Here is a 14,851-nt window from a genome sequence, read left to right as displayed (position 1 = left end):
GTCCATCAGGGAGAGCAAGAATGACATTAACAAATCAACTTATAGAGTCATTCCGTTCTCATATTCCTCAGTGCCAAGTGACAAAGGCGTATGCGTTAGAGAAAAAAATTTTAGCTGGTTACTCTTACATTGAATTAGGCGGGAAGAAAATCCGCAATACGCCCAATTTAATAAGGTTCAAGCTAGGAAGGCGCTTTCGGTTTATTTGGTTCGTGGCTGATGATGGGCTTAAACCCGTAATGATTACTACGCGACAGCAGTTTGACAATAAAATTAAACGCTTACATCGCAACCATCAACAGAATAAGGCCATTAAAATGAGTAAGAAGATTCAACCACAAGACAATGCTAGCAATGCCAAAAACCCTAACCATAGGACCTCTGGTACTAATCGCCAATACGATCAAGGCCAGGGTAACCGAGGCAAACAGTTAAACCCAAACCAATCAAAGAAGAAGTAATATGGTAGATTCTAGTGACTTAACTGATGATGAATTAGATCTTTGGTCTGATATTAACAATCCAAATAATGACGCCGATATGGATGACTGGGCAGATGCCCATAACCCCAATAATGACGATTATTTAGAGGAGTAGACAACAAAGCCAGCATAGCTGGCTTTGCTCTTATATCTCTAGACTAGAAGGAGCACGAGCCTAAGCTACTGCAGATAACAGCTACTCTGAAGTCGTATATCCCTGCATTGGTGAATTAGGTTTATGAGGAAAAGCCATCTTTAAAACCCCTTCAGATACCATAGGTTTGAGATAATTTTGACGCAAACTTTGTGGTTTTCGATCTAACAGAATTTCAAGTACAGCGACTGATATGTAATGCCCTTTACATAACTTGCTAATTATCTGTTTCATTGTATCTACATCCAAACGACGCTGTTCTCTAGCTTGACTACCTAATGTGTTAAGTTCTAAGCAGAACTCATTAGTCAATACGTTTAGTTCATCAACAAAGGGTTTATCTATTTTTTCACTAATAAAGCGACCTTTAGAATCTCTATAATCACCTTTAGTGGTATGAGTAAAAGAGCTGCTATGCGTTAAGTTAACGTCGGAATGCGTTAAGCTCTCGACGTTATGCGTTAAGTTATCTAATGAAGTTAACGTATTTGAAAAAACATCTTCCGGAGAAGGTGGTTCCATACCCGGTAAACTATAAGACTTATCCTTCTTCACACCACTTGCAACCAAAAATCCTTTATCTACCAACTTTGGCAAAGTCAAAGTGACGTCTCTGGAATGTTTACTCGTTAATTGGCAGGCTCGCTCATGATTAACCCACCCCTCAATAGCAGCAGTAGTCACAATCATTTGTTCAAGCTCATCTAGTGTGTAAAAACTCTCCCCAAATAAAGACCCGAGCAGATCTGTTACTTCTTTTGGTATTAGACTTGCTGTCGATAGCTCTAAAAGTGTCTGCTCAGAAGGAATTTGCTTCTCATAAAGTTTAGGTGTTCGCCATTTGGCGGCCGCCCACCCACTATAAATCTTTGGTATACCTGACCCAGCTCGTTCTCCTGCACCGATTAACAAAAACATCTGATGCATACGTCGGTTTCGACAATCACTTTCGCCACCTTTGACAGCAATATCGGGAGGAACACGCATTAAACCTGGATTGCGAAACCCAAATAGATCAGGTCGTTTAACAATTAGTATTGAACTGCGTCCAGTGTAATCAGCATGAACAAGGGTATTAACCATAGCCTCACGAATAGCTTCGTGAGCTTTGGATTCATCCAAGCGAACTCCTTCTTGTAGTTCGAATGGCACCTTTAAATCTGTGATAAGCTTTCGGTATGTGCGTCTATAAAAATCGAAAACATTTCCAGACCAAGATCCATCAGGATACACACGATCAATCCATCGCTGGGTATTCGCTTCATCTCTTTCTCGATAATCAACAAAGTAGTTAGGAGCTGCTTCTTGAATAGCGTCCCACGTACCAAACATAAGTACACCAGCTAACGTGATGCCCTCATCACCAGATTGACGGTTTTTTCTCCATCCACCGATTTTCTTAAACATCTCAAATAGGTCGAGCTCTAGCCATGGGTGCAAAGGTTTAGCCGCAGCAAATAAGTTCTTGTAGGCGCTAAGGCTATCAGTATCAATGTCGCCAAAATCAAACCCTTTAAGGATTATATCGTCTCGGCTACTTTCAACCTGTTCAGCCATCATGCGTTTAACCTGTTCTTCGCTACAGCGATGATCCCCTTCATCCAAACGCACAAAAGTCTCTTTCATTGGCTGATTTTTTAGATAAACAGGCTTTTGCTCCCTGCGTGCGGCGGGGATCTCGATAACCAGTAGCTGTTTCCCTTCTACCGTTATCACTTGCACATGATCGTTAGTCAATAAGTTAATATTGACCTTGCCATTGTTACTAGCTATGTCAAAAAGTTGCTTACGAACAGTTTCAATATCTTCAATACCAGCAAGCGTTAGTTGACCCTTTTTTTCACGTACGCCTAAGACCACATAGCCGCCACGACCATTAGCCATCGCACTATAAGTTGGCCAAAAATCATCAGGGAGCTTTCCTTTACCATCCTTTCCTTGCGCGAGTTTAAACTCTAACTCCGCAGACTCAGACAAAACTTGTAAATCAACTTGATCTTCAATATGAAACATTTTCATTGCTACTTATTTAGGTAAGCTGGTAAGACTATATAAAGAAACTCTAAACTATTTGCTTAATATACTACGTTTTTACCTACCGAAGCGATGTTCCTATTTTGTTGCCTTTCAAGTAATTAAGCCTATTGTAATCTTTATATATACTTGTATATCTATAACGTAATCTTGGAATAAGCCACAATCTTTTAGAACCGAAGTGTAAAATGAACGACTATATTCGTATATGTAAGTGAACTTGGGTTTAGGCACTTTTTATCAATTTGGTCCCCAATCGGTCCCCCAAGTTCGCGGTCAAGCCAGTGTTTATGGGTGTCTTTACTTTCTGTATCGGAAAGTAAAAAGGGTCAACATGGTCCCCTGTTGGGGACCACGTAAAACACCTCTGCAGTGCCAATAAAAAGGCATCGGCAATCAACGTTAAACCTTAGCCTTTCTGGCGTGAACCGCTACCTTCATCGCTCTTTTCTTTATCATCTGCAATATCAGCTTTATCTTGTTTGATAAAGCTTGAAGCTTCATCCTCGTGGCTGGTAGAGCTTATGCCAGTACTTTTTGCAAATACCTCTAGGTATTCAAGATGACTGTCGCAAAATGATACCAACTTAGCTAGCTCGCTTAACTCTTCCCCTTTTACAAAGTAGAGTCGCTTAGATAGCTCTGATATTTCCCGCTTTAAGTCATCCATACCGTCTTTTGAGTAAATCTTCGCTACATCTGAAGCTTTGTCATTGAGATAACGGCTAACCGTTTCGTCGGTAGGGAGAGACCCAAGTAACAATGAAAGAAAGATAAACCCATGGTTTTGGCTATGAAGATTCGCATCACCCTTACTTCTCAGTAACAGTAAGCCAAGGAATAGCCAAGCAGCATCAGATATCTCGATTTTGCTCGTATCATTGTTGCTTTTTTGTTTTTGAAACTCGGTAATGCGCATCAAGTCTTTTCGAAAATGCACAAATAGATCTTTGGCCCTAAGCTCCATTAAACCAATACCAAAATTTCGAGCACCGTGATGTAAGCCTTCAAGAATATTAAAGAAGTGCTGGTTTTCTTTAATAATGCTGATGGTTTGTTCACGGGCGCTTCTGTCGCTAAAGAAGTCACTAATCAACGTTGAGTTGTTGTTGACCGTTGAGCTGCTACCTTCGCTATTTGCGTGCAGTAACACTGAACGAAAGAGTGAGTCTTTAAACGCTTCTTCGATTACTTCAACAAGCACCTCAAGCTTTTGCTCTAACTTGTGTTGCAGGCTTTGTTCTAATTCGCGCTTTCCTTCGCTTGGTTCGTTCTGGACAGCGGCAGCTTTGTTAATAGGGTTGTTAAGGTGCTCCGGAATCCTAGAAGGAAGCTCTTGTGTACGATAAAGCTCTTCAGCATGTAATAACACGGCAGCACATGCTCGCTTGGCATCATAAGCTGCGCGCGTTAAGCGAGAATTAAGCTCTGAAATACGTTCAACCTCACTGCCCCATAGGTTTACTTGCTCCCTGATCGAGTCATTCTGCTGAATGCTAGCCGCTAAGCCAGCAATGCGAATCGCCACCAGTGCTCCGGCAAAGCCTAAGGCCCAGCCACCAAGAGCATCAAACAAGCCGGTATTTTCTTGCGATAGTTGACTAGCTGAAAGCTCTAATGGCAATAAATTCCACTTTATGGTGAACCAAAATATGATGAAGGTTAACGCGCCAAAAAGTAGCGTAGAAATAACCAGATGATTGACTGGGCTTTGAATAGCCTGACGCAGCCAATAACGCATTACGTTGTGTCGCTTGCGCTGAGCCATTAAATACCGCCCCTTTGTTGTTCTCCACTTTCTCGATTTAGGATGCCTTCAATGTCTTTTTTCTGCTGCTCACTTAATTCATCCAGTTTGTCTTTTATTGACTCAAACCATTGGAAGTTTGATACCTTTTCTTTACGCGCCTTAAGCAGAGAGTGCAGCTTAGCTTCAGCAGCTTGGCTGTCTTCAAGCATTAAGCCAAACAGTTCTTCATAAGTATCTTCACTAAACTGATGAATAAAAGTCACTAGTCGTTCTATCTGGCCGGGGTTGACGACGCCATCGCCTAATGGAATGTCGATAGAGATGCGTAACTCTCCATCTGATGGGTCCAAAGACATCGATAAAAATTTATATTCGAACTGGAACCAAGCAATGGCAGAGGCAATTAAACTGTAATCGGTCTTGTCCAGATCAAACTGATAAAGCCACGGAGTCACAAAGCGCAGTAAAGTTTTATCTGAATATTCAATCACTATACGCAGGCTAGGTTTATCTTTGCCGTTTAAGTATTTGCGAGTTGAAAAGCCAAAAACAAAGCGCTTTTTTTCTTCGTCATGTTCGTATTTATAATCATTTTTATCTAAGAAATGCGCCACAACTTGGTCGGCACTTAAGTGATCAACAGCCTTGGTTTCAACGGCTGCTGGCTCCGAGTCGCCTTCAGTCTCTTTGCTTTTTGAGATGGCGTCTTGGGCGGTTCTTAATAATTTAATGAGTATCGACTCTGATGCTTCAAGGTATTCATCAAGTCGTTCCGCCACTTCTTCAGGGCTTGAATCACTCGTACTTAATACGGTTGCAAAGCCATCATTATCAATGAGGATGTCTAAGCCCGAGTCTTCATCTTTAACGTCAATCCGCTTTTTCCCTTGTGCTTTTAGTAATTCTCTAGCTAATTCAACGGATTGTTTGTTGCTATAAAGGTTAAAGCAAACATGAACGGTTTTATCGTCACCAAACAAAGTGATAGACAAAGGTAACTGGCTATCCGACTCTACCCTACTAACAATAAAAGGTTCCTTGGAGCTAATCTCCCAATTATCGCGATGACTAGAAAACTCTTCAAATAGCTTGGTGTAGCGCTGGATTAAACTCATTAATGACTCCATTCAAGTAGAATTTGTTAAACTTCGTTTAAAATACCTTATTTTATAACTAAGGTATTAATAAATTTACTTTTTTTGAGGTTAACTCATTATTTAGCTTGCTAAAGGTAGGTACTTCAATATGCTCTACAGAATGGAGGGATAAAGTCGCTCTGGCATTTTAAAGGGATATAAACGCTTGAAAACATTACTTCTGTTCACCAAATATATCGCCTTACAGGAAAAGGCCTCAGCCATTTACGAGGAACACCTTGGGGCAGCTTACTTATGTTTGGCTGGGTATGCGGTAGACCGAGAAATGGATGTTTTTAAGAAGCTTTCAGAGTGTTTTAAATTGCCTCCGTTTGATTGTTTTAAACTGGCAGAGGAGTATGCAGCAACACTTAGTTATTCTGCTTTAGAACAAGCTAAGAGTGCCACCGTTTTGCCTTTTTCAAAACAGGTCAGTGAAATCTTAGAAAAAATAAATCCGCCACTTGAGCCTTCTTCATGGATCGAGCAGATGAAACTGTTTGAATTGCCTACAGGTGGCGCAGCTTATCGAGATAAACTGGCTAAATTAGAACAAGTGAAAACCGGATTGTTAGAGGAGGTTTACGGGCAAGATCATGCTGTTGAGCACCTCATTGACAATGTCGCATCATCTTTATGGCATGGCCGCCGAGATAAGCCAAAGGGTGTCTTTTTATTTGCTGGCCCCCCCGCCTCAGGAAAAACCTATTTAGCAGAGCGTTTTGCCAAACAATTAGGTGACGAATACCAATATAAGCTCTTTGATATGACCCACTATACCAACTCAAACGAAGTGTTTGGTTTAGTGGGTGCTAAGAAAACCTATGACGATTCGGCGCCGGGGCAATTAACCGAATTTGTTAAACAGAACCCTAAGTCGGTACTTGTGTTTGACGAACTTGAGAAAGCACACACTCAAGTATTGATGGGCTTTCTGAGCTTATTGTCGAGCGGCTGGATGACCGATGAATACACCGAACAAGCTGTCGATTTCCGAGACACTATTATTATTTTCACTTCCAATCTTGGGCGGGCAGTGTATGGGAAAAAAGAATACCTTCAAGCCATAGAGACCAGCCCTGCTAAAGCGCGTGCTGCACTAATAGAACAACTGAGAAAAGAAACAAAAATTGAGCGCGGACGAGAGGTGCAAGCTGTACCACCAGAGTTATTGTCGCGTTTATCTCAGGGAAGCGTTCTATTATTTAAAACGCTGGGATGGGCAGAGCTAATGCGTGTAGCCATTAGGCAACTTGAGAACGACCTTCAGGCGTTTAGCCAACTGAGCCAAATAAAGTTCGATGTACTAGCAGATGAGTTAAGCCATTTACTCGTCATGAGCTTTTCTCCTTTGTTCGATATTCGAGATATAAAAGCGAATATCAGCAGTAAATTAATTGACCCCATTACTGACTTTTTACGACGCAATACACGCTCAGAGATAAAGTCTATCCGTATTTCGCTGGCTACCGACCTCGTTAATTTTTTGACCGTCGACGATAAAGAAGCCCAGTTTAAGTCCTTACGAACACGCCATGAAGTATTTAGTTTTAGCGCTCACTGTCAGTTAGACGGCACGAAACTAAATGTGCAGTTGAGCTCACCGAGTCTTGATGTGTTATTGAGGGCTGAAGATGTTGAGGTAACTGGAGGCATTGTCATTGATTTGCCCAACATTTCGTTTTCCGATATTGCGGGGCACGACGTAGTAAAACGGCGCTTAACTGAAATCATCAGCATCATCAAAAACCAAGATACTCTTGCAGAGCAAGGCATTATAGCTCCCAAAGGTATGGTGCTGTATGGCCCGCCAGGAACGGGTAAAACAACCTTGGCTCGTGCGCTTGCTAGTGAAGCTGGTTTGCCGATGATTAGTTGCTCAGGGAACGACTTATTATCAACGTCGTTTATCGAAAAACTATTTGAACGCGCCCGAAAATATGCGCCTTGCATCGTGTTTATTGATGAAATTGACGCGCTTCCTAAGCGCGGCCAAGCCGGCCCTATGGCGGATGCATTAACTAACCGCTTGTTGGTAGAGATAGATGGTTTTAACCAAGCATCAGAACCGGTGTTTATTGTGGCAGCCACAAACTTAGTTGATAAGTTAGATGACGCCTTATTACGTTCAGGGCGCTTAGATCTGCAACTAGAAGTTCCCTATTTAGATAAAGGCGCTCGGTTATGGTTTATTCATCGATTTCTTGCCAATGACTGTTATGAAAAAGACATAAATCCAGAGCTAATCGTTAGCCTAACAGCGGGTTGCAGCGGCGCCGATCTGGAGAAAATCCATCGAGAGTCAGTGCTTCGCTCACTCACTGAAGGCAATAGAAAAATTGACCAAACTGCCCTTATTGAGCAAGTAAATATACTTAAATACGGGGTAAAACGATCTCAGGATAGTTGTGAAAAATCGTTAGCCGAAACCGCTTACCACGAGGCAGGACACGCGGTACTTTCTAAGATACTGGTGCCAGAAAGAGACATCGAACAAGTTAGTATTGTTCCTCGGGAAAAAACGCTAGGCATGGTGGCGTATAACAACGATCAAAAAATCGACTACACCAAGTCATTCTGGTTTTCTCTCACTTGTATTGCCTTAGCAGGAAGAGCTGCGCAGGTTAAACAGTTTGCAGATGATGGTTTAGATACCGGTGCATCGAGTGATTTAAGACAAGCAATGCATTGCGCGTGGATGGCCATTGCACGTTATGGCATGCACCCAGACAGCTACAACCTCGACATCAATGCTATTCAAGAATTAGCAGGTGAGAGTTATTTTAAGCAACAGACTGAAAACCTAATTAAATCTTGGATAGACGATGCCTCAGCAGAAACGGATAAGCTCACCCGTGATCATTGGCCACAAATAGAAGCGGTAGCCACAGCATTACTAGAACGAGAAGTCTTATCAGAAGCAGAGCTAATTGAATTGATGCAAGCATCGATTAAATAACACGCTGAAAATAACCAATACCCGTATTGCTGCTATAGAGGCGTAAAACGGTCACTTAAACGTTTATTCATGATGCTTAATAAACGGAAGCCTGATGACCAACACGCTTCTCATCAGGCTTTTTACCGCATCGAGTAACCAGATTTTCATAGCCATTTATCAACGATAGATACCTACAATCCCATTCATCGCTTGTGCTTGTTGCAGCGATGCTGTTCGTTGATGCTTTATTTGGCAATGCCCAACTCTACGCGCTTCTTCAAGTATACGGCCAAACCCGTGTTGTATGGAAAACACCTCTTTTTCTATCAAAACCACCCCAAGTTAGTAAGCGCTCACAACCACAAATAAACCTATAAAATAACAAAAAAAGCATAACAAAATGCGTATTATCAAGAAAACGTCTAATTGGCGTCATCATTGCGATTTTTAAGTCTGCGAGTTCTAAAGTTAAGCTCAACAGGGCTCACAATTTAATAATCCCATCAAATTTAACCTTAAAAATATTGACTTAAATCAATTTTCAATTAAAGTTTCACTGTTTTCTGAAAGTTCAATAAAAAGGATTTGTCGCGTGCAATTATCGGAGAAAAGCCAAGCCTTTGTGCTGCATTTCGGAGAAATGGGCAGCCGTTGGGGCTTTAATCGAACCGTTGGTCAAATACTGGCTTTACTGGTGATCAACCAGCATCCTCTGCACGCAGAACAAATTATGCAACAACTTGGCATTAGTCGCGGCAACGTGAGTATGGGATTAAAAGAGCTGCAATCATGGCGTTTAGTTAAGCTCAGTCATCAAGCTGGCGAACGCCGAGAGTTTTTCACCGCTGCCGGTTCTATTTGGGACATGGCTAGAACGGTGTTTGAAGAACGCAGCAAACGCGAAGTAGATCCAACCCTTTCATTGCTACGCTCTAATTTATTAGAAGAACCAGAGAACGAAGCAGACAAATATACCCAGCAAAAAATGGAAGAAATCCATGATTTGTTGGAGCTAATTACTCAGTGGTCTTACGCACTCAATACTATGAACCCCGATAAACTGCAGAGTTTAATGAAAATGGGCTCAGGTATTGGCAAAATTTTAGAACTAAAAGACAAAATTGTTGGTAACAAGGGATCTGCCACCAGCTAATCACATTATCAATCTTAATGAGGCTTAACCATGCTTGATGCCCTAATGCTATCGAGGATACAGTTTGCTGCAAATATCAGCTTTCACATCCTGTTCCCCACCATCACCATTGCGATGTGTTGGTTTTTAGTATTTTTTAAAGTTCGCCACGATATGACCGGCAATCCCATTTGGATGCGTGCTTATCGCTTTTGGGTGAAAGTATTCGCACTATCTTTTGCGATAGGTGTAGTGAGTGGCATCACCATGTCATTCCAGTTTGGCACCAATTGGCCAGGTTTCATGGAAACCGTAGGTAATATTGCTGGCCCCTTACTTGGTTACGAAGTACTTACCGCGTTCTTCCTCGAGGCTACCTTCTTAGGCATTATGTTGTTTGGCATTAAACGCGTACCAAACAAAGTCCATACCTTGGCCACCATATTGGTCGCGGTAGGCACCAGTTTATCGGCCTTTTGGATTTTAGCGCTCGACTCTTGGATGCAAACACCCACCGGCTTTGAAATGCGCGATGGCGTTGCCTTCCCCACCGACTGGTTTGCGATTGTATTTAACCCCTCATTCCCCTATCGCTTAACCCACATGTTAATCGCATCGGGTTTAACTGCCTCATTCTTCATTGCGGGTATCTCAGCCTATAGAATACTGAAAGGGGATGTGAAAAAAGCACCACGCCTTACCTTAAAAGTAAGCATGATAGTTGCTGCAGTGTTAGCGCCCACTCAAGCTTTAGTTGGCGACTACCACGGCTTAAACACCCTAGAACATCAACCCGCAAAAATCGCCGCTATTGAAGGGATATGGCATACCGAAAAAGGCGCGCCTCTACTGCTATTTGCCTTGCCAGACGAAGAAACAAAAACCAACAAATTTGCTATTGGTATCCCTAAACTTGCCAGTTTAATTTTGACTCACGACCTTAATGGTGAGCTTAAAGGCTTGAACGAATTTGAAAATGAACATCCACCAGTAGCCCCAGTATTTTGGAGCTTCCGCGTAATGGTCGGTTTGGGTTTACTGATGCTAGCGCTAAGCTGGTTTGGTAGCTACCAAATGGTACGCCGCGGCAAAATGCCTAACTGGATGCTTAAAATATTAGTCGCCACCACATTCTCGGGTTGGGTGGCAACATTAGCGGGGTGGTATGTCACAGAAATTGGGCGTCAACCTTGGTTGGTCACCGGCGTATTGCGTACCGAAGATGCGGTAACCAGCTTACCCGCTTCAAACGTTGCCTTTTCACTGGCCCTATACTTGATCGTATACGCCTTCTTGCTAGTTGCCTACATTCGAACGGTATTTCTCATGGCGCGTAAAGCGGTGAAAGAAGAAGAATTTGAAACCAACGAACCCAAACCAGATGGAAACTTAACCAACCTAAACCAACTGGAAAACACTACTGAAGGGAGTACCAACGTATGATGGACGCCTACTGGTTACCGGTCATTTTCATCGGTTTAATGGGCCTTTCGGTTCTTATTTACGCCATCTTAGATGGCTATGACCTTGGTGTAGGAATTCTACTGCCAATGGGGGAAGCCGACGAAGCACAGCGCGATACCATGATTGCCTCAATCGGGCCATTTTGGGATGCTAACGAAACCTGGTTAGTGCTCGCGGTTGGCATCATGCTGATTGCCTTTCCTGCTGCGCATAGTGTGGTGTTGTATCATCTATACATTCCGGTAGCGATTTTGCTGATCGGGCTTATTATGCGTGGCGTGGCCTTCGACTTTAGAGCCAAAGCGGCCATTGACCACAAGCTCGCTTGGGATCGAACCTTTAAAGCAGGCTCTATTCTCACCACCTTAGCCCAAGGCTACATGTTAGGTTTATATGTAATGGGCTTTGAAGAAGGCCTAAGTGCCCACTTGTTTGGCTTATTAAGTGGTGTAGGTGTTACTGCCGCATACAGCTATATTGGTGCGGCTTGGCTAGTCATGAAAACCGAAGGTGAACTACAACAGCGCTCTGTAAACTGGGCAAAAACAACCGGTCGTTTCTGCCTAATCGGCGTGATAGCGGTATCCATTGTCAACCCGCTGGTAAACCCAGGAGTATTTGACCGCTGGTTCGATTTCCCCTTAGTAATGTTTGTATTACTGATCCCGGCGTTGTGTTTTGCAGCCTTCATCTTTAATGATGTTTTGCTGAGACGTTTACCCAAAGAAAACGATCGTCACTGTTGGGTTCCCTTCTGCTTAGTGATGTTGATTTTTGTATTGTGCTTTAGTGCACTTGGCTTTAGCTTCTTTCCCTATGTGGTACCCGGACAAATCACCGTATGGGAAGCAGCATCAGCCCCTGAGTCGCTGTCGGTAATTTTAATTGGCGCACTAATCGTAGTGCCGGTTATTTTGGCTTATACCGCCTTCTCTTATTGGGTATTTAGAGGTAAAGCAACCTCTCTTAATTACCATTAAGGGTCATATTAGCCTCCTTAAATATAGTTGTTAGTCAAATAATGCCGCTCGGTTAACTGAGCGGCATTATTTTTGAGAGGCGCGTAGTGTGCCCCCTACAGCGGCGAGACAAACGGCTTCGTTCAATTTTCTAATTAAAAACTTAGCTGCTCCGCTGAGCTTTGACTACGCTCAATAAATAAACAGGGATTAGCCTATCTACTTGTTTCGCATTCAAGTAGAATCCTGCTGGCTCTGCGCTTGGTAGATTTATTTTTCCTAGCACACTTAATTTTGATCAGGAACTTTGCATGACTAACAACGATATTCTTCGCCGTATTCGCTACTGCTTTAACTTTAACGACAACAAAATGATCGCCATTTTTGCTCTGGCTGACCAAACCGTTACCCGCAGTGAAGTAAGTGATTGGCTAAAGAAAGAAGAAGATCCTGCCTATAAAAATTGTAGCGACAAAACCTTAGCGGCTTTTTTAAACGGTCTTATCAATGAAAAACGCGGAAAACGCGAAGGCCCACAGCCGGCACCAGAGAAAAAGATAAACAACAATATTATCTTTATGAAACTGAAAATTGCCTTGAACCTAAAAGCAGAAGAAGTCTTAGAAGTGCTAGGGCTAACGGGTTTTCAACTGAGCAAACATGAATTAAGTGCCTTTTTCAGAAAACCTGATCACAAGCATTACCGCGTATGTAAAGACCAAATCATGCGCAACTTCCTACATGGTATGCAATTAAAATATCGCGCGAATCCTGAAGAAGCGCCTGATTTTGAGTGGGATGCTGAATAAGCCTAATCAATAAAAAATGCCGAGCTCTTGCTCGGCATTTTGCTATATAGCCCCTTACAAGATTTTAGCCTCAACTAATAGTAAGTATCCTGCTCACTATGAAATTGCGCATCGTCGGGGTACAGCTCATGCATATGACGAGCATGCAGTAATCCCGTTTGTTGATCGCGGATCAAGGCAACACTGTTTACTTCATCAATTTTGTCGACAATGGCTTCACCATTATCGTAAACACAACGAATACCTATTTTGAATATATGATGGCTCATAAGCTGACTCCACATTACTAAGGTTCAACAATAGTTACGTTTGTCGTTGAGACTTAGATCCTTGTATGCGGGAAAACGACGAGAGAATGAAGAAATGAACGGGCGAGATGACTCGCCCGTTGTCTTAAACTAAGCGGTTTGCGTTTGGTTTAAGTGAGTGTCTTGATTAACTAATTGAGGGTCATCTTGGTCGGTTACGGTTAGCGTCACTAAGGCCGCTATCACCATAGAAGCACCACCTAATACCAAGGCCATCATTGAATCTCCACCAAAAAATTCGCGTGTAAAGTAGCCTAAGATACCCGCCGCTAAAATCTGAGGAATAACAATGAAGAAGTTAAATACGCCCATAAAGAAGCCCATTTTTTTACTCGGTAACGAACCCGCTAAAATAGCATAAGGCATACATAAAATGCTGGCCCAAGCAAAACCAATACCTACCATGTTAAGCATAAGCATTTTCGGATCTTCAATGAAGTACATGCCGGCCAGGCTAATACCGCCCATCGTTAAACATAAAGCATGTACCGCTTTACGGCTGGTACGGTTAGCTAGCCAAGGCAAGGCGAAGGCGGCTATAGCGCTTACGCCGTTATACATAGCAAAACAAAGGCCTACCCAGTCAGCTCCTTCATTGTATAAACTTGACGAGGTATCAGTTGCACCATAAATGCTGCTAGTCACTGCAGAGGTGGTGTAAATCCACATAGCAAACAAAGCAAACCATGAGAAAAACTGTACCACCGCCAGTTGACGCATCGTGGTTGGCATTTTCTTCACGTCAGCCCACACCGCTGCAAAACCATCACCGCTTTCTTGTTCTGGCTCTGCGCTTTCAAAGCGATCCATTTCTTCAGGGCTATATTCTTTAGTTTTAAGCACTGTCCATAATACCGCACCAAAAAATACTGCTGCTCCAGCATAGAAAGAGATTTTAACCGACGGTGGTATGACTCCTTCTGGGGCGGTATTAGCCACACCAAACCAATTTGCCAGCATATAAGGCATCGCCGACGCGATAACCGAGCCAACACCAATAAAGAAGGTTTGAACAGCAAAGCCTTGAGTACGCTGTTCTGACGGTAGGTTATCAGCAACTAGCGCTCGGAAGGGTTCCATGGAGATGTTAATTGAGGCATCTAAGATCCACAACATACCAGCCGCTACCCATAAGTAAGGCGAGTTAGGCATGATCAATAAAGCCAATGAAGACAAGATCGCGCCAACTAAGAAGTAAGGGCGACGGCGACCTAAACCATTCCAAGTGCGGTCACTCATATAACCAATAATAGGTTGAATCAACAAGCCAGTTACCGGAGCAGCCAGCCATAAAATAGGGATTTGATCGATACTGGCACCTAGGGTTTCAAAAATTCGGCTGACGTTAGCGTTTTGTAGACCAAAGCCAAACTGAATACCCAGAAATCCGAAACTCATATTCCAGATTTGCCAAAAACGTAATTTTGGTTTGTTTGTGTTCATAATCTTTACTTACTGCTGAGAGTGAACAACTGGTCAAGCCAGCTGGTGAGGAATTTGGCGAGATTGTGAAGACAAAAGGTGATTTAATCCACAAAAATTAAGCGATCTAGATCACATTAAAACATGAAAATGCTTTCATGGTCACATTTAGCGATATTTTTGACTAAAAATATATCATTTACCCGTTAATACTCTGCAACTAACATAGACATGGTCCTCAACCACGCTTACTGACGGAA

Annotated in this window: 12 protein-coding genes; 7 read left to right on the top strand and 5 right to left on the bottom strand. The window is 42.7% G+C overall.

All coding sequences use genetic code 11. The annotated features are described in order from the left end of the window. Positions 1 to 20 precede the first annotated feature (20 nt). Both ACVFI8_RS10890 and ACVFI8_RS10885 read left to right on the top strand, forming a co-directional pair. Positions 21 to 461 carry a ParE family toxin-like protein gene (locus tag ACVFI8_RS10890; protein WP_457871326.1) on the top strand — a complete coding sequence of 147 codons (441 nt, stop codon included), beginning with the start codon at positions 21 to 23 and terminating at the stop codon, positions 459 to 461. A 1-nt stretch (position 462) separates the two neighbouring features. Continuing rightward, entirely contained in the window at positions 463 to 597 is a 135-nt protein-coding gene (locus ACVFI8_RS10885; protein ID WP_457871324.1) for a hypothetical protein, read from the top strand. A gap of 81 nt (positions 598 to 678) precedes the next feature. Here ACVFI8_RS10885 and ACVFI8_RS10880 read toward each other — a convergent pair whose 3' ends face one another. From ACVFI8_RS10880 to ACVFI8_RS10870, 3 genes are all read right to left on the bottom strand, one after another. Then, entirely contained in the window at positions 679 to 2,649 is a 1,971-nt protein-coding gene (locus ACVFI8_RS10880; RefSeq protein ID WP_457871322.1) for an RNA-binding domain-containing protein, read from the bottom strand. 430 nt (positions 2,650 to 3,079) lie between these two features. Next, the gene (locus ACVFI8_RS10875) at positions 3,080 to 4,438 is read right to left on the bottom strand and encodes a hypothetical protein (RefSeq protein WP_248713612.1); all 1,359 of its coding nucleotides are present in this window, start codon (positions 4,436 to 4,438) and stop codon (positions 3,080 to 3,082) included. After that, a complete protein-coding gene (locus ACVFI8_RS10870) occupies positions 4,438 to 5,535 on the bottom strand; it encodes a hypothetical protein (RefSeq protein WP_248713611.1) in 1,098 nt (365 codons plus the stop codon). Before ACVFI8_RS10870 ends, ACVFI8_RS10875 begins: the two co-directional genes overlap by 1 nt. A gap of 187 nt (positions 5,536 to 5,722) precedes the next feature. Between ACVFI8_RS10870 and ACVFI8_RS10865 the strand changes: the two genes are divergently transcribed. The 5 genes from ACVFI8_RS10865 to ACVFI8_RS10845 all read left to right on the top strand — a co-directional run bounded on the left by ACVFI8_RS10865 (position 5,723) and on the right by ACVFI8_RS10845 (position 12,861). Continuing rightward, positions 5,723 to 8,515 carry an AAA family ATPase gene (locus ACVFI8_RS10865; protein WP_457871319.1) on the top strand — a complete coding sequence of 931 codons (2,793 nt, stop codon included), beginning with the start codon at positions 5,723 to 5,725 and terminating at the stop codon, positions 8,513 to 8,515. A gap of 574 nt (positions 8,516 to 9,089) precedes the next feature. After that, positions 9,090 to 9,650, top strand: a complete 561-nt coding sequence (locus ACVFI8_RS10860) for a GbsR/MarR family transcriptional regulator (protein ID WP_248713609.1) — start codon at positions 9,090 to 9,092, stop codon at positions 9,648 to 9,650. A 30-nt stretch (positions 9,651 to 9,680) separates the two neighbouring features. Further along, positions 9,681 to 11,072, top strand: coding sequence for a cytochrome ubiquinol oxidase subunit I (locus ACVFI8_RS10855; RefSeq protein ID WP_248713608.1), 1,392 nt, complete (start codon positions 9,681 to 9,683; stop codon positions 11,070 to 11,072). Beyond that, positions 11,069 to 12,073 (top strand): cytochrome d ubiquinol oxidase subunit II, encoded by a 1,005-nt coding sequence (gene cydB, locus ACVFI8_RS10850; protein WP_248713607.1) that lies wholly within the window; start codon positions 11,069 to 11,071, stop codon positions 12,071 to 12,073. Before ACVFI8_RS10855 ends, cydB begins: the two co-directional genes overlap by 4 nt. Positions 12,074 to 12,363: 290 nt before the next feature. Next, positions 12,364 to 12,861 (top strand): YehS family protein, encoded by a 498-nt coding sequence (locus ACVFI8_RS10845; protein ID WP_248713606.1) that lies wholly within the window; start codon positions 12,364 to 12,366, stop codon positions 12,859 to 12,861. Positions 12,862 to 12,935: 74 nt separating this feature from the next. Here the strand turns inward: ACVFI8_RS10845 and ACVFI8_RS10840 are convergent, their stop codons facing one another. Beyond that, positions 12,936 to 13,130 (bottom strand): hypothetical protein, encoded by a 195-nt coding sequence (locus ACVFI8_RS10840; protein ID WP_248713605.1) that lies wholly within the window; start codon positions 13,128 to 13,130, stop codon positions 12,936 to 12,938. 129 nt (positions 13,131 to 13,259) lie between these two features. Beyond that, complete coding sequence (locus ACVFI8_RS10835; RefSeq protein ID WP_248713604.1) at positions 13,260 to 14,612, bottom strand: MFS transporter; 1,353 nt, start codon at positions 14,610 to 14,612, stop codon at positions 13,260 to 13,262. Positions 14,613 to 14,851 lie beyond the last annotated feature (239 nt).

The organism is Agarivorans sp. MS3-6 (assembly GCF_054112545.1).
This window is presented reverse-complemented; position numbering and strand designations above follow the sequence as displayed.